We start from the raw sequence: 16,263 nt of genomic DNA, 5'->3' as shown, positions 1-16,263 counted from the left end.
AATCAATCGTTTATTTTGAGTAGCACAAAAAAATAAGAAAATGCAAAAAATTGAATTAAAAGGCTCTAAAAGAGACGTTATTGGCAAAAAAGCTGCCAAAGCTATTCGTGCTGAAGACAAAGTACCTGCTGTATTATATGGTGGTAAAGAAGTTGCTCACTTTGCAATTGATGAAAAGCAAGTGAACAAATTAATCTATACTCCAAATGTATACCTTGTAAGCCTTGATCTTGATGGAGAGAAAGTTGATGCTGTTATGCAAGACGTTCAATTCCACCCAGTATCAGATAAAGTATTACACGCTGACTTCTTACAAATTTCTAACGACAAGCCTGTTGTTATTGAAATCCCTGTTACATTAGAAGGTTTTGCAGAAGGTGTTAAACAAGGGGGTAGATTATCTCTTGAGCAACGTAAACTTAAAGTAAAAGCTTTACCTGCTAACTTACCTGATACATTAAACATCAAAATTGACCACCTTACTTTAGGTACGTCAGTACAAGTTGGTGAATTATCTTTTGAGAACTTGGAGTTATTAAATGCTAAAAACTCTGTAGTTGCTGCTGTTAAGTTAACACGTGCTGCACGTGCTGCTCAACAAGCTGGTGGCGAAGAAGAAGCATAATTGTAACAACAATTATAAAATCAAAAAGCCTTCATATTTTATATGGAGGCTTTTCTTATTTTGATACATAGCTAACAAGCGTTACTTTTGCATCATCTTAAAAAATCACAGAACATCGATTAATTAATAATGAAATACTTAGTTGTAGGATTAGGAAATATCGGTAGCGAATACGAAAATACACGCCATAACATTGGTTTTGATGTGCTTGATGTACTTGCTAAAGAAGCCAAATTGGAGTTTGAGAACCTAAGGTATGGCGCCGTAGCAACTTATAAATATAAAGGCAAATCAATTATATTACTAAAGCCAAGCACTTATATGAATTTAAGTGGGAAAGCTGTGAGATATTGGATGCAACAAGAAAAAATTAGCCAAGAGAATGTATTGGTTGTTGTTGATGATTTAGCACTTCCGTTTGCTTCGGTTCGTATGCGCCAAAAAGGTAGTGATGCCGGACATAACGGACTAAAAAACATTCAAGAAATCCTAGGCAATGCCAATTACTCACGCATCCGTTTTGGCATTGGCGATAATTATTCTCGTGGTAAACAAATAGATTACGTTTTGGGTAAATGGACTAAGGACGAAGAACCTGCCTTACACGAACCTATTGATATTGCTATTAAAATGATTCAGGGTTTTGCTACCATTGGCCCAGCCAGAACAATGAATGCTTATAATAAAAAATAAAGGTCTCTGCGCTATGGAAGATTCAGGAATTAGAATAGATAAATATTTATGGGCCATTAGAGTTTTTAAAACACGTAGTGTGGCTGCTGAAGCCATAAAAAAAGGACGTGTTTTAATTGGCGGACTTCCTGTTAAAAACTCTAGAATTGTTAAAGTTGGACTAGTTATTGATGTAAAGTTTCCTCCCATTACTCGATCCTTTAAGGTGTTAGCCTTAAGTGGAAAAAGAATGGGTGCCAAGTTAGTTCCTGATTTCATGAAAGAAGTAACTACGGATGAGCAATTAGAAATTATGGAAATGACGCGACTAACCAATGCCATGGGCAGACGCAAAGGATTAGGTAGACCTACGAAAAAAGACCGCAGAGATATTGATAAAATGGAAGTTGATGATTGGGATTTTTAATGTATCACTCAACACAGTTAATTCCTCAGTATTAGTTAAAGTATTAAAAGACCAGTTATTATGATAGTTGCAAGAGAAAAAAAAGAAACCAATATAGTTGAGTACATCTTATATATGTGGCAAGTTGAAGATTTAATACGTGCCTACGAATTAAATATAGAAGCCATCAAAGAAAATATTATACCGCAATACAATATAAGTGGAGATGAGTTAAACGAAACTATTGAGTGGTACGATAACCTAATTGAAATGCTCAAAGTGGAGCAAAAGATAGAAAAAGGTCACATACAAGCAATTATTAACACTGTGAATGACCTTAACCGTTTGCATCTAGAGTTACTTAAGGATACTAAAGAAATTGCGTACCGCCATATTTACAATGCTACTCTTCCTTTTATTACTGAGTTTGATGAGAAAACAGGTAAAAAGCTAAGTAATGAAATAGAATGTTGCCTAACTGCAATCTACAGTCAGTTTTTATTAAAACTACAAGGTAAAGAAGTATCTAAAGGAACAGCAGAAGCTGTTAAATCATTCAGCAACTTTTTAGCATTTTTAAGTGGAAAATACCACGATGAGCAAAAGGCTGAGAAGGAATATGATCCGGAAGCAAACTAATTGAAATAATAAAATTCCATAAATACAAAAACGGCGCTAAGACTTAATCTTAGCGCCGTTTTTATTAGGAGAAAATTTGTGATTAAAGCTTAATAACTCTTACTCTACCCACTTGACCTGTTTTCAGTTTAACTTCGATTCCTTTTAAATGAAACGACTCTTCAGTTAAAACTTCTTTAACAACTCCTGTGGTTAGTCCACCATTCTTCTCATCTTGCTTCATCAAGATTGATACCTTACTTCCCGCTTTAAGGTTCTTTCTTTCTCTAAAATCCATAAAAAGTGATCTATAATAAAATTAATTTATAAGCTTTTTCCACTCAATATATTCTCGAAAACAATTTTCGAGCCATATAATTCATTCTCTTAAAAATATCAATCTAACAATTCAACATAGCGCAGTATAAGTTCGAAGATATTGCACCTTCTCACCTTTCATACTAATACATACAATGGAAAGTATATAATTGTTCGATGTGTTAAAATTGGGGTGCAAATATATTAATTATATGTAAACACAATCCGAAATTAATATTTTTAAACATCTAAATAGGTAAGAAAACATCAGACATAGCGTTATAACTGCATTGAAGCACTATTAAGTTCCTTTAAAACCCGAATTATCCCTAAACGATTTGGCAATAGAATGGGCTGCCAAAGGTGATGTTAGGTAAATAAATAAAATAATAAGTATCGATTTTAGTCGTACATCCCAATAATCGAAATAAAAAATAACCCCCAATGTAATAAGTAAAACGCCCAATGATGTTGCCTTAGTAGCCGCATGTACACGGCTATATAAATCATTGAATCGTAACAAACCAATGGCTGCAATTAATATCCACAAGGATCCCAACACTATAAATACTGAAATAATAATATCATTCATGATTCTTGTTTTTATGTTTTAAAAAAGTTGAGATAGCAACTGTACCTATAAATGATATCAGTGAAATTATAATAGCTATATCAACATACATTCCTTTATTAATAGCGATACTATAAATTAATACAAACCCCATGGTTATTGATGCCATAAAATCCATTGCAACAATACGATCGTGCATAGTTGGTCCCTTTATTAACCTTATAAAGGCTAATAAAAGAGCTGCTAACAAAAATACAAACCCTATTAGCTGAGCAATATTTAAAATTTCAGTACCTACCATACTATACTGTTAGTTTTAGTATTTTATCCTGCATCTGTTCAATCTCATTCACAACCGCCTCCCTATCTTCATTATATAGGCAATGAACAAGCAAAGTATTCTGATCCGAATTAATATCAACGCTTAGAGTTCCTGGAGTCATTGATAATAAGTTTGTAAATAGTAATATATCTCTATTTGAGCTCACGCGAAGTAATACCTCGATAAAACCCGGGCTAGTATTCATTTTAGGACTTAAAATATCAAAAGCTATTGATAAGTTAGCTTGCAACATTTTGAATATATAATACAACAGAAACATTACGATACGATATGACTTTATAAAGATCTTCATAATAATTATTTTACATCTGCACCTAATACTGCATTAATATACTCACTAGGTTCCATTAACTGCCTAGCAGCCTCCATTGTTAAATCAAAAAATGATGCTGCAAATACTCCCAATAAAACACTACCCAAAGCCAACATTATAGAGGGTATAAAAACTGTAAAGCCTATTGGCTCATTATTGGGTATTGTGATAGCATCAGGCTGTTTTTTCAAAAAGGCTTCACTCCATATTTTTATCATAGAATATAATGTGAGTAACGAAGTTAGCACTGCTATTGCTATAATAACATAGTGCCCATCTTCAATACCCGATTTAATTAGTATAAACTTGGCAAAGAAGCCAGATAGCGGAGGAATGCCAGCTAGTGCAAAAGCTGGAATTATGAACAACACCGCTAACAAGGGCTGTTCTTTTAATAATGAACCCATACTCTTAAGGTCAAAAGTACCTTTAAGCTTATTCATAATGCCTGATACCAAAAAGGTGTTGGTTTTAGCTATCATATTGTGAACCGTAAAAAAGATTGCCCCTGCAATAGCCAATGGCGTATAGATACCTAAGCCCATAATCATATAGCCAATTTGACTAATTATATGATAGGATAATATGCGACGAACATCATACTGAATAGATGCCGCCATACCTCCAATAACCATGGTAAAACCGGCACATATTAACAATAAGTTATGCCAGAAGTAAGCATCTTGCACAAAAAACAAAGTGAAAAATCGTATGAAAGCGTAAACACCAACCTTAGTTAATATACCTGCAAAAAGAGAGGTTACAGTAATATTAGCCGTATGATATGAGGCAGGCAGCCAAAAGAACAAAGGAAAGATAGCTGCCTTAATTCCCAAAGCAATAAAGAATAACATGGCCGAAGTATTCATAAAGAGGGACTGCTGATCGTTGGTTAGTATTTTGGCCAAGTGAGCCATATTCAGCGTTCCGGTTTTACCATACAGTAGTCCTATACCAGCTAAAAAGAATAAAGATGCAATAAGGTTTAAGGCCATATATTTGATACCGCCCTCAAGTTGCTTCTTCTCCGACCCCATGGTTATCAACACAAAAGAAGACAGCATTATTACCTCTAACCAAACATAAAAATTAAATATATCGCCGGTTACAAAAGTTCCATTTACACCCATAATTAAGGCAAAGAAAAAGAGAAAGAACCTAGAGAATTGCTTGTTGTTTTTTATAAAATGATATGCATAAATAGAAATAGAAAGCACCAAAAATGAAGTAACTACTAACATTATACCACTAAGCATATCTACTACCAGAGTAATCCCATACGGAGCTTTCCACCCGCCCACATACAAAACCAAAACTCCATTATTAAGGGTATTGATAAATATATAGATGGCTACAATAGCTATTAGAGCACTCCCTATTATTCCAATCCATTTGGCATAGTTTACCTTTCTTATAAATACAAGAAGTATTATAAGGGCAAATGGCAACAATATGGGCAATACTATTTCTGTCATATTTTAAATATCTGTTTCCTTTATTTCATCTGAATCGTCTTTATCAGTTACACTGTAAAATTTTGATTTTAAGGCTAGGGTAAAAATTACAATGCCAAAACCAATTACTATTGCGGTTAGTACCAAGGCCTGAGGTAAAGGATCAGCCATGCTACTTGGGTCTGCATCTCCACCTGTTACGAATGCCGGCTTGCCATGAACTATTCCTGCCGAAATAAATACTAGTAAGTTGGTGGCATTACTTAAAAAAATAATACCTATAATAAATTTCAGAAGACTCCTCCTCAGAATAAGATAAACCCCACCTGCGTATAATAATCCGATTAATGCTACTAGTAGTATTTCCATCACTTATGAGTTGAAAGAGTGAATAAAAACATTAGCGTAACCCCCATCACTGCAATAAAAACCCCTAAATCGAATAATAATGGAGTACCTAACTTTATTACTTCAAAATCGGAAATAGAATAAGAAACCCATACACCTTGCATTAACGGAGCTCCTGATAGTACAGAAGGAAGAAAGCTCAATAACACACATAAGAGCCCAACACCCATATAAACCTCAGGACTAACTTTCAAGCGATCTTTAATTTGCTTACTTGTAAATGCCAAAGTGTTGAATACAATATAAAGCGCAGCCAACAAACCTCCAATAAATCCACCTCCTGGTTGATTGTGCCCTCTTAACAAGGCGATAGTAGCGAACATTAAAAACAATATCCGCAGGTACTTTGATGCTATTTGTAGAATAACTGAATTCATTTTCTTACTTTTTTAACATTCAACAAAGTAAAAACGCCCAAGGCAGCAATCACCAACACTGTGACTTCACCCAGAGTATCTAAAGCCCTAAAATCAACTAATATCACATTTACCACATTCTTTCCATGTGCTTTTGTATAACTATTCTCCACCAAGAAATCGGCTATAGAAGGATGGATATCCACATTAAGTGCCTTCAGAGCAAGCATGGCCATTATTAGTCCGAAAGTCAAGGCTATAATGCCATCTCTAATTTTAGTGGCTCTGCTTGACACAACTATAAACTTTGGCAACTTTCGTAGTACAAGTACAAACATTACCACCATTAAAGTTTCTACAATAATTTGGGTAATTGCCAAATCAACAGCACTATAGTATAAATAAATTAAGGAGATTCCATATCCGGTTACGGCCATTGCAGTAATTGTAAAAAGCCCATCTTTAGAAAAAACGCTAATCAGCGATGAAAACGTTATAATACAAACCACACCAGATATGTAATAAGGCTGTAAACTAAAATTGGTATTTATTTCCCATCCTCTGGTTATATATAATTGAAATAAGAGAAGCAGAGAACTAAAAACAATAATGGTAGTGAGGTAATATCGGGTATAACCGTGCTGAATAAAATGGGTATTCTTTGCCGAAATTTTTATAAATGAACTCAATCCTTTTGAAAACGATCTGTTAAAGTTTATACTAAACAACCTCACATTCATGCGTTGCCACCCCTTAATTAACCTTTTGTTTTTATAAGTAAGTGCAAACAAAAAGATTCCCAAAAGCATAGTTAAAGCACTTAGCAATAATATGGTATTAAAGCCATGCCATAATTTTAGTTTAATAACTGCTTCGCCAGAGTATATATATGATAGTGCAGGTTCAATAATTCCACTAAGTGTATCTGGGAATAAACCTAGCCCAAGACTTAAAGCGGCCAGTATACCAGGACTAACTAATAACAACTTATACTTTTTAGTGGCTGCACCTAAATCAAATTTAGCCTCACCTAAATACAACTTAAAGAGAACTAACAATGACACCGCCACCATTAGAACATTGGTTAAAATACCCAGAATTAATAACAATGATGATAACCAAGGCGCCTCAAATTTAGCCTCGTAAATTAACTCCTTACCAATAAAACCAAACATAGGCGGAATGCCAGCCATTGATAATAGGGCAACAGCTACAATAATAAGTCCCAATGGATTCTTTTTTAATATCCCTTCATAACTATTGATGATTCTCGATCCTGTTAATTTCACAAAATAACCCGCTAGCATAAATAAGGATGCTTTATAAAAAGCATGAACAAATAAAAATACAAAGGCTGCCTTAATAGATAATTCAGTACTTATACCAAATAACACCACCAATATACCAAGTGCACTTATTGTGGTATAGGCAAATATTTGTTTTATATCTATTTGGGTAATGGCTAAATAAGCACCTATAAGCATAGTAATGGCTCCAACGGGAGTGATAATATTAATCCACTCTTGCGTTCCGCCTAATATTGGATACAAGCGAGCCAATAAAAATATACCCGCTTTTACCATAGTAGCTGAATGAAGATATGCACTAACTGGTGTGGGTGCTTGCATGGCTCCTAGCAACCAAAAATGAAAAGGAAATTGTGCTGATTTGGTAAACACTCCGGCAAGCACTAATAATAATATGGGTAAGTATTTCCCATCATTTTTTATTAGTTCAGCCTTATCTATCCAATCAGTTAATGAATAACTACCCACTATACTTCCTATAAGTATTATTGCTACCAACAAGCACAAACCACCTAAGCCCGTAACAAATAAGGATTGGAATGCCGCTTTACGCGCTTGTTCATTCTCATTAAAAAAGCTGATCAGTAAAAAGGATAAAATACTAGTTAGCTCCCAAAAAATAAACATTTGAATAAAGTTTGAAGAGAGTACCAACCCTAGCATGGAGGCACTAAACAGAAGTAAGTAGAAATAAAAACGAGTAGTTCCTTGGTAAGAACTCATGTAAGTTTTAGCATATATAAAAACCAAAAAACCAATAAAGGTTATCAGTAACACAAATACCATACTCAAGCCATCCAATGTAAACTCAAGGTTTAAACCCAAGCGAGGCATCCATTCAACAAGCGATCGAATCGTTTTTCCGTTTTGTATATCGGGTAAGAAACTCAAAAACATTCCGAATACCAATAATTGTACAAGAGCAATAAAAACAGGAGTATATTTCGATACCTTTTTAGGTATCAAAAACAAAGCAAAAGCCAACAACAAATATAGAATAAGTACTAAAATCATAATCCACAATTTATTACCACTCCTATTTCAACAATAAAGCAAAGTATCCTGTGGCAGGATGTTGAGGTTCTATACAATAATGTTTTTATCTTGTCGGTTCTCTCTAATTTAAGACTAAAAATTATTTAAATCATCTAATTCAGTACTTTTTTGAGCGCTAAACACGGCCCAAAAACACATTATTGACAACAGACTTAATATCTTATATTAGTGCCCTTTAACGCACGACTAAACACCAATTAAAAAATACACTCAATGAAAGAAATTGATAAAATAGCACTCATCGAAATCAAAAACCGACAAATACTTCACGTAAGATCCAAAGGAAAACTAAAATTCTATTTACCCGGCGGAAAAAGAGAAGCCAGCGAAACAGACGAACAAACCCTCACCAGAGAGTTACACGAAGAGCTGAGCATAAATATTAACACAAATACCATTAAATACCTCGGTACCTTTAAGGCCCCCGCCGATGGAAAAGCAGATGGTGTTTTGGTAAAAATTACTTGTTACACCGCCGAATATACGGGTAACTTAAAACCAGCCAACGAAATTGAAGAGCTCCGATGGTTAAATAATTCCAATCTCGATATCATCTCCGAAGCCAGCAAAAAGATATTCGAATTCCTAAAACAAAAAGGAGAAATAGATTAATAACTATAAATGAATATTTGGGGCTTCCCCTGCGGGTCGCACTTTCCGCTATATCTTTACTCGCCATAATGGGCTCGCAAAGGATGCCGCTCCAATTGCTAAGCCAAGCCTGCATAAGCCATAAGTCCGCCACAAAAACTCCTTGCCTACGGAAGAAATATTCCATAGGTACGCAATAAAAATTCCTTACCTATGGAAAATAAATTGCATAGGTAAGGAAAAATTACGCCATACCTATGCAATTTCTAAGGCCTTTAAATCTACCCTTAAGTCATTCCAAAAAACCAAAAAATCGCAATCCGAAATTCTTAAGCAAAGCAATAAAAACATTTGATATTAAAGCACTCCTCCGCAGGCGCGGATTTTGCTACACTTAATTGCATAAAAAAAGGCCTGAAGTAATAACTTCAAGCCTTTAAACTTTTGAGGTTCCTGGCGGATTCGAACCGCCGTAACTGGTTTTGCAGACCAGTGCCTAAGCCACTCGGCCAAGGAACCCTGTTTGTTTCGGTTGGCAAAATAAGTAAATATTTATGCCACTACCAAACAATATATTCACTTTTTAAAAGCAGAACTCCGAACCCATTCTGAATCAGCACCTATTTAGACAAAAAAAGTTCTAGCCGTGTGAATTATCGCTCTAAAGTAACACTAACCGCCTTCATTTGCCCACCCATCGGAGGGTTCATTTTTGAAACTTTTACACGCAACCAATCAATATAATCGAACTTTGCTTTAATTGCAGTTACAATCCTATCGGTTAAATGCTCCAATAAATGCGAGTTCTGTTTAATTTGTTCTTTTGTTATCTCGTAAACCTCAACATAATTCAGCGCATCATAAATACTATCACTTTTCATGGCCTTAGTTACATCCACTGAAATTGCCATATTAACAATAAAACGATTACCTACCACTTGCTCTTCTTTAAAGCAACCATGGTATGCATAAAACTCCATCTCCTCAAGCTCAATTATTCCCTTTTGCATATTTGTTTTTTTATTTCTTCACAAAGTTATTTAAAATATTTACGCATTCACAAATCAACTTCCACGAAGTCGTTTAAGGTTGTAGGGGAATAACGAGAGTGACAGATTGGTTATCAGTGGCAAAACTCAATTTTTTATTGCATAGCAGTAGCTACGGAATAAAAATTAGCTGAAGTCAATGAAATCAAGATGTTACTCGCAGATTTTCGATACAACTTTAAACAACTTCTACAATAAAAAAGCCTAGAATCATAAATAAATGACTTATTAGCTATGTAATTAATATTATTTAGGTAAAAAATCATCCCATTATAATGGCAAAAGCTTTATTTTTGCAAGTCAACAAAAGAGCTAACATATATTAAGCTCTGATGTTTCATTTTAATTTAGATTATAAACACACGATATAGCACCTATGAACAAAGAGCAAGTAGACGCCTCATCGGAAACAGTAAAAACAAATTTTATCCATCAAGAGATAGATAAAGACTTGACCGAGAATAAAAACGGAGGAGCAGTTTTAACTAGATTCCCTCCTGAACCAAATGGATATTTACACATTGGACATGCAAAATCTATTTGTCTTAACTTTAGTTTAGGTCAGCAGTTTGGTGGCGCTTGTAACTTGCGTTTCGACGATACAAATCCGGTTAAGGAAGATGTGGAGTATGTAGATAGCATTAAAGAAGATGTGCAATGGTTAGGTTTTGATTGGCCTGGCGAAGCTAAATTTGCTTCTGACTATTTCGATCAGTTATACGCGTGGGCTGTTGCCTTAATTAAAAATGGCAAAGCATATGTTGATGACCAATCGGCAGAAACTATCGCTAGCCAAAAAGGAACACCAACAACACCGGGTACCGAAAGTCCGTTTAGAAATCGTTCAGTAGAAGAAAATATCGACTTGTTTGAACGCATGAAAAATGGTGAGTTCAAAGCAGGAGAAAAAGTATTGCGTGCTAAAATTGATATGACATCGCCAAATATGCACATGCGCGATCCTTTAATGTACCGTATCATTCATAGCGATCATCACCGTACTGGCAATAAGTGGTGTGTATACCCTATGTACGATTTTGCGCACGGACAAGAAGATTTTATCGAAGGCATTACGCACTCTATCTGTACGCTAGAGTTTGAAGTGCACAGACCACTTTACGATTGGTTTTTAACACAAATTATTGAGGCTGACGCAAGCCTAAAAGATAGAGTAAGACCACGACAAATAGAATTTGCGCGCTTAAACCTTAACTATACAGTTATGAGTAAGCGTAAGTTACTAGAGCTAGTGGAAAAAAATATTGTATCAGGATGGGATGACCCACGTATGCCTACCGTTTCTGGCTTACGCCGAAGAGGATATACACCTGAATCAATCCGTACTTTTGCTGATAAAGTTGGTGTAGCTCGTAGAGATGGCGTTATTGATGTTGCCCTACTAGAAAGCTGTATTCGCGAAGACTTAAATAAAAAAGCAGCACGTGTAAACGCTGTGGTTGATCCTATTAAATTAATCATCACCAACTACCCAGAAGGACAAGAAGAGTATGTTGATATTATCAACAACCCTGAAGATGAGTCGATGGGATCGCGTAAGCTACCATTCTCACGTGAGGTATATATTGAACGTGATGATTTTATGGAAGATGCACCTAAAAAGTTCTTCCGTTTAACTGTTGGTAAAGAGTTGCGCTTAAAAGCAGCTTATGCAATTACCTGCACAGGCTTAAAAAAGGATGAGAACGGAAATATAGAAGAGCTATATGCTACTTACGATCCTGAAACTAAGAGTGGAGCAACAACAGTAGATCGTAAAATTAAAGGAGTTATCCACTGGGTTTCTGCCGCTCATGCAGTTGATGCTGAGGTTAGAGTTTACGATCGTTTATATAATCACGAAGCTCCGGCAGCACAAAAGGATGCCGATCACTTAGATTTTATCAATAAAGATTCGTTAAAAACCATCACAGCTAAGGTTGAGCCTTCGTTAACAGAAGCAAAACCATTGGATCAATTCCAATTTCAGCGTGTAGGTTATTTCTGTGTTGATAAAGATTCAACAAGCGACAAATTGATTTTTAACAGAACCGTTGCCTTAAAAGACGGTTGGGCTAAAAAGAAGTAAAGAATAAAACACCATATTTTACAACAAGGCTAGCGTTTCGCTGGCCTTGTTTCGTTTATACCCACAAAATCACAACACCTGCCGAAAGTCAGCAAAGAAACAATCACTAAATATTATCATTGCGGAAATTTATAAAAGCCTCCCATTAAACTAGTAAGCGGTTTATTTGTTAAGGTAGGTAGCAGATGTTATTTATAGCAAAAACACCATCAAATGATTGATATTATTAATGAAGAATATTAACAATTCGTTCAAATATTTAACCTATTTGATAAACAATAGCATTGCATTACAAAAACATAGTATTTAGATTTGTACATAGCTCTTTTAGCATGAAAAGCTAATTGAGTATATAATACCAAAAAACAGTATTTCATTTGAAATAAAAACAATTACCACATGAGCACTCAAATTGAAAAATCCTATCAAGAAGAGATTGAACTGAAATATCAACTGTACAACAGTTTATTTCTTTCGCTTGAACTTGAAGCAGTAGAAAAGGCAGGGAACTTAATCCCGCTAATGTATAAAGATTGCGTTAAAGGTTTAAAAGAAGGTGTTGACCCGGTTAGCATCATCGATAAATTCTTTAAAGATCACAAAGCAATATATAACGAAGACGAAAAGAACGACTTCCTATTTAAGGTAATCCAATATATAGAGCGTCAGATTGTATTAATTGATGCACTTGAAGATGCTGCGTATAACAAAATTCACCGTATTAACGGCGAAAACTCATACGCTACCATGTCGGATAGAGTTAAAAAAGCCGGTTTAACCGACGAGTTAGCAGAGGCTATTAAAGAGTTTGGTGTACGCATAGTACTTACGGCGCATCCTACGCAATTTTACCCTTCGCAAGTATTGGCCATTATTACCGATTTAATGGAAGCCATTAAAGCAGGCGAAGTAGGTTTAATAAGAGACCTTTTACAACAGTTGGGTAAAACACCATTCTTCCAAAAAATTAAGCCTACTCCACTCGACGAGGCAAACCGTTTGGCATTTTACCTGAAAGATACTTTTTACCCTGCCATTGGCGAGTTACTGGATAAAACAGCGGAGGATTACCAAGATGCCCTTGCTGCAAATAACCAATTTATTCAATTAGGCTTTTGGCCTGGTGGCGATAGAGATGGTAACCCATTTGTAACTGTAGACACAACCAAAGAAGTTGCCTACAAACTGCGCAATACAGCCACACAATGTTATTATAACGATGTACGCGAATTAAAACGCAGAATTACTTTTGCTGGTGTACACGATAAAATTGTTGAACTTGAAGAAATGCTTAAGGCAGAATTAGGCAATGCCGATGGTAAAAACAATGTTTGTTACGATGATTTAATGGCTAAGATTGAGGTGATAGAAACTGCTATCATCGAAGAACACCAAGGGCTATTTGTAGAAAAATTACAATCGTTTAAACGCAAAGTACAGCAGTTCGGTTTCCATATGGCTAGTATCGATATTCGTCAGGATAGCCGTATTATTGCCAATGCACTTAAGGAGGTTATTAAGAAATATCCTGATATTCTTCCGGCCAATATTTTTGACTTGGACGAGAAAGAGCAAATACAATTGCTCATGAACGCCAAGGGTGCTGTTGATGCCACCGTATTTGAAGATGACATTGTTAAAGATACCGTAGCATCGTTTGGGGTTATCAAAGAAATTCAGAAAACAAACGGACAAATGGGTGCGCACCGTTACATTATTAGTAACTGTCGTGGACCAATTGATGTGGCCCGCGTGTTGGCACTATTGCGCATTTGCGGATGGGGCTACCAAGCACTTAACGTAGATATCGTTCCGCTTTTCGAAACCATCGACGACCTTAAATTTGCCGGCGACGCCATGCAAATATTATATTCTAACCCTACCTACAAAAAGCACCTACAGGAGCGCAACAACAAGCAAACTGTAATGCTAGGTTTCTCTGATGGAACTAAAGATGGTGGATACCTAATGGCCAACTGGGCTATTTTCTCGGCCAAAGAAAGCATCACAGCCACATCGCGTAATAACGATGTTGAAGTAATGTTCTTCGACGGACGTGGTGGACCTCCTGCTCGTGGTGGTGGTAATGCACACCGTTTTTATGCCGCCATGGGTAAAAACATCGAAAGCAGCCAAATTCAATTAACCATTCAAGGGCAAACCATTAGTTCGCACTATGGTATTAAAGAAGCTGCGGCACATAACTTAGGTTATCTGATTTCGGCCGGATTAAGCAATAAATTATACAGCAAGCCTCAAAACCAAGTAGACGATACACAACATCAGTTTATCGAAGAAATGGCAGAGGCGAGTTACAAAAAATACATTTCGCTTAAAGAGAACGAGCTATTCCTACCTTATCTTGAAGAGGTGAGTACACTTACCCACTACGGAAAAGCCAACATTGGTAGTAGACCAAGTAAGCGTGGTGGCGGCGGTAAAATTACGCTCGACGATTTACGTGCCATTCCATTCGTGGGTGCTTGGAGTCAGTTAAAACAAAACGTACCAGGCTTCTTCGGATTAGGAACTGCCCTTAAAGAGCAAGAAGAAAAAGGAAATCTCGACGAGGTTAAAAAGCTATACAACGATTCGGTATTCTTTAAAACACTACTTGCCAACAGCATGCAGAGTATGAAGAAAACAAGCTTTGAGCTAACCAGTTATTTGGCCAACAACAAGGTATATGGCGAATTCTGGAAATCGCTACTAGCTGAATTTGAGCTTACCAAAGAAATGGTATTAAAAGTTTCTGAAATGCCTGAGCTGCTCGACGATAACAAGCGTAGCCAAATGAGTATTCAGTTGCGCGAGCGCGTTGTATTACCACTTTTAATTATACAACAATACGCCCTAATGAAAATTCAGGAAGCCAAAAATGGCAACGAAGAAATTCCATTGGAAGCATTCGAGAAAATGGTTATTCGCGCCATGTTTGGTAACATTAATGCCAGTAGAAATTCAGCGTAAACAATAAGTTTTTAAAATACAAAAGCGGAGTTACAAACAAGTAGCTCCGCTTTTTTTTACCCAAAGCAAACCGCAATTTAATTTCCTTAACAAAGAACTGTAGGCTAGTATCATTGCTTTTAGTATTTTTGCGACTTTAAATCAAAACAATAGAATTTGCATGTTAGTAGTAGGGATAGCAGGAGGAACTGGAAGTGGAAAAACAACGGTGGTAAAAAAGATTATTGAACAATTGCCGCAAGCGCAAATAACCGTTATACCGCAAGATTCCTATTATAGAGATAGTAGTCATATTCCGATGGAGGAACGAAAGCAGATTAATTTTGATCATCCTGATAGTATCGAATTTGATTTAATTGTGGATCAACTAAAGGCGCTAAAGAATGGAAATCCGGTTTTGCAACCCACCTACTCCTACCTTACCTGTACGCGTCAGGCCGAAGTTATTGAGGTACAACCTTGTAAAGTGATCATACTAGAGGGTATTCTTATTCTTAATCATAAACCTCTGAGAGATTTAATGGATCTGAAAATATTTGTAGATGCCGATGCCGATGATCGCTTATCGCGAGTTATTTCACGCGATATTGTAGAGCGCGGTCGTGATGTTGAGGCGGTATTATCGCGCTACAAAAGAACGGTAAAGCCTAGTCATAACCAGTTTATTGAGCCCACAAAACGCTATGCTGATATTATAGTGCCACAAGGCGGAAATAATACTGTAGCCATAAATATGCTGAAGGAGTACTTACAGCAGAATATTGAAAAGTATTCTTAGTATACTACTTATCATTATAAGTGTTAGAAGATAGTTACAAAGCCCTCTGCACTTCTTACATCTTATTGTGTAAGTTTTGCAAAGGGATACGCACTACTTACAAGCCATTTCGTAGTGCTTACAAGGCGTTCTACATTGAATGCAAAGCATTCCGCAATGCATACAAGACCTTCTACATCCCATACAAAAGCATCTTACCTTAACCGGAGTACCATTTACATTGGCGCAACTCGCTTCTGCAGTTAAGCATTGGGCTGCTCACATTAGTAAAAGATCCCCACCCAAAGGATGGGGCATTGAAATAACCCCTAGAAGGGGATAAATTGCCCTACGCCTCCACAG

The 16,263-nt window shown here is 36.2% G+C and carries 17 protein-coding genes and 1 tRNA gene; 8 read left to right on the top strand and 10 right to left on the bottom strand.

The window, feature by feature from the left end:
• Positions 1 to 40 precede the first annotated feature (40 nt).
• The 4 genes from QMO11_RS07345 (at position 41) to QMO11_RS07330 (ending at position 2,342) form a co-directional block, all read left to right on the top strand.
• Positions 41 to 625 (top strand): 50S ribosomal protein L25/general stress protein Ctc, encoded by a 585-nt coding sequence (locus QMO11_RS07345; protein ID WP_282036699.1) that lies wholly within the window; start codon positions 41 to 43, stop codon positions 623 to 625.
• 129 nt (positions 626 to 754) lie between these two features.
• Positions 755 to 1,318 (top strand): aminoacyl-tRNA hydrolase, encoded by a 564-nt coding sequence (pth, locus tag QMO11_RS07340; protein ID WP_282036698.1) that lies wholly within the window; start codon positions 755 to 757, stop codon positions 1,316 to 1,318.
• Between the two features lie 13 nt (positions 1,319 to 1,331).
• Entirely contained in the window at positions 1,332 to 1,724 is a 393-nt protein-coding gene (locus QMO11_RS07335; RefSeq protein WP_075603501.1) for an RNA-binding S4 domain-containing protein, read from the top strand.
• A 60-nt stretch (positions 1,725 to 1,784) separates the two neighbouring features.
• Positions 1,785 to 2,342 (top strand): DUF4924 family protein, encoded by a 558-nt coding sequence (locus tag QMO11_RS07330; RefSeq protein ID WP_282036697.1) that lies wholly within the window; start codon positions 1,785 to 1,787, stop codon positions 2,340 to 2,342.
• 82 nt (positions 2,343 to 2,424) lie between these two features.
• Here QMO11_RS07330 and QMO11_RS07325 read toward each other — a convergent pair whose 3' ends face one another.
• The 8 genes from QMO11_RS07325 to mbhE all read right to left on the bottom strand — a co-directional run bounded on the left by QMO11_RS07325 (position 2,425) and on the right by mbhE (position 8,405).
• On the bottom strand, positions 2,425 to 2,619 hold the full coding sequence (locus tag QMO11_RS07325; RefSeq protein ID WP_075603503.1) for a YwbE family protein: 195 nt from the start codon (positions 2,617 to 2,619) through the stop codon (positions 2,425 to 2,427).
• A 321-nt stretch (positions 2,620 to 2,940) separates the two neighbouring features.
• The gene (gene mnhG, locus QMO11_RS07320) at positions 2,941 to 3,231 is read right to left on the bottom strand and encodes a monovalent cation/H(+) antiporter subunit G (RefSeq protein ID WP_282036694.1); all 291 of its coding nucleotides are present in this window, start codon (positions 3,229 to 3,231) and stop codon (positions 2,941 to 2,943) included.
• Positions 3,224 to 3,511: a monovalent cation/H+ antiporter complex subunit F gene (locus tag QMO11_RS07315; protein ID WP_083634490.1), complete on the bottom strand. Its 288-nt coding sequence runs from the start codon at positions 3,509 to 3,511 to the stop codon at positions 3,224 to 3,226. Before QMO11_RS07315 ends, mnhG begins: the two co-directional genes overlap by 8 nt.
• 1 nt (position 3,512) lies before the next feature.
• The gene (locus QMO11_RS07310) at positions 3,513 to 3,845 is read right to left on the bottom strand and encodes a Na+/H+ antiporter subunit E (RefSeq protein WP_282036693.1); all 333 of its coding nucleotides are present in this window, start codon (positions 3,843 to 3,845) and stop codon (positions 3,513 to 3,515) included.
• Positions 3,846 to 3,850: 5 nt separating this feature from the next.
• The gene (locus tag QMO11_RS07305; RefSeq protein WP_282036692.1) at positions 3,851 to 5,341 is read right to left on the bottom strand and encodes a proton-conducting transporter transmembrane domain-containing protein; all 1,491 of its coding nucleotides are present in this window, start codon (positions 5,339 to 5,341) and stop codon (positions 3,851 to 3,853) included.
• Positions 5,342 to 5,344: 3 nt separating this feature from the next.
• A complete protein-coding gene (locus tag QMO11_RS07300; protein WP_075603507.1) occupies positions 5,345 to 5,689 on the bottom strand; it encodes an NADH-quinone oxidoreductase subunit K in 345 nt (114 codons plus the stop codon).
• Entirely contained in the window at positions 5,689 to 6,105 is a 417-nt protein-coding gene (locus QMO11_RS07295; RefSeq protein WP_282036691.1) for an MnhB domain-containing protein, read from the bottom strand. Before QMO11_RS07295 ends, QMO11_RS07300 begins: the two co-directional genes overlap by 1 nt.
• Positions 6,102 to 8,405, bottom strand: a complete 2,304-nt coding sequence (gene mbhE, locus QMO11_RS07290) for a hydrogen gas-evolving membrane-bound hydrogenase subunit E (protein ID WP_282036690.1) — start codon at positions 8,403 to 8,405, stop codon at positions 6,102 to 6,104. Before mbhE ends, QMO11_RS07295 begins: the two co-directional genes overlap by 4 nt.
• A gap of 255 nt (positions 8,406 to 8,660) precedes the next feature.
• Between mbhE and QMO11_RS07285 the strand changes: the two genes are divergently transcribed.
• The gene (locus QMO11_RS07285; RefSeq protein ID WP_282036689.1) at positions 8,661 to 9,059 is read left to right on the top strand and encodes an NUDIX hydrolase; all 399 of its coding nucleotides are present in this window, start codon (positions 8,661 to 8,663) and stop codon (positions 9,057 to 9,059) included.
• 426 nt (positions 9,060 to 9,485) lie between these two features.
• Here QMO11_RS07285 and QMO11_RS07280 read toward each other — a convergent pair.
• Positions 9,486 to 9,557 (bottom strand) — tRNA-Cys (locus QMO11_RS07280).
• A 134-nt stretch (positions 9,558 to 9,691) separates the two neighbouring features.
• Positions 9,692 to 10,048: a dihydroneopterin aldolase gene (folB, locus tag QMO11_RS07275; protein WP_282036688.1), complete on the bottom strand. Its 357-nt coding sequence runs from the start codon at positions 10,046 to 10,048 to the stop codon at positions 9,692 to 9,694.
• Between the two features lie 415 nt (positions 10,049 to 10,463).
• On the opposite strand from folB, the gene QMO11_RS07270 reads away from it, so the two are divergent.
• The 3 genes from QMO11_RS07270 to udk all read left to right on the top strand — a co-directional run bounded on the left by QMO11_RS07270 (position 10,464) and on the right by udk (position 15,921).
• The gene (locus QMO11_RS07270) at positions 10,464 to 12,173 is read left to right on the top strand and encodes a glutamine--tRNA ligase/YqeY domain fusion protein (protein ID WP_282036687.1); all 1,710 of its coding nucleotides are present in this window, start codon (positions 10,464 to 10,466) and stop codon (positions 12,171 to 12,173) included.
• A 399-nt stretch (positions 12,174 to 12,572) separates the two neighbouring features.
• Positions 12,573 to 15,143, top strand: a complete 2,571-nt coding sequence (locus tag QMO11_RS07265; protein WP_075603513.1) for a phosphoenolpyruvate carboxylase — start codon at positions 12,573 to 12,575, stop codon at positions 15,141 to 15,143.
• A gap of 160 nt (positions 15,144 to 15,303) precedes the next feature.
• Positions 15,304 to 15,921, top strand: coding sequence for a uridine kinase (gene udk / locus QMO11_RS07260; RefSeq protein WP_282036686.1), 618 nt, complete (start codon positions 15,304 to 15,306; stop codon positions 15,919 to 15,921).
• The last annotated feature ends 342 nt before the right edge of the window (positions 15,922 to 16,263 follow it).

It is taken from the genome of Saccharicrinis aurantiacus, assembly GCF_947489045.1.
Classification (GTDB): Bacteria; Bacteroidota; Bacteroidia; order Bacteroidales; family Marinilabiliaceae; genus Saccharicrinis; species Saccharicrinis aurantiacus.
Note: the sequence above shows the minus strand (reverse complement) of the source record. Positions and strands in the feature narration are given on the sequence as shown.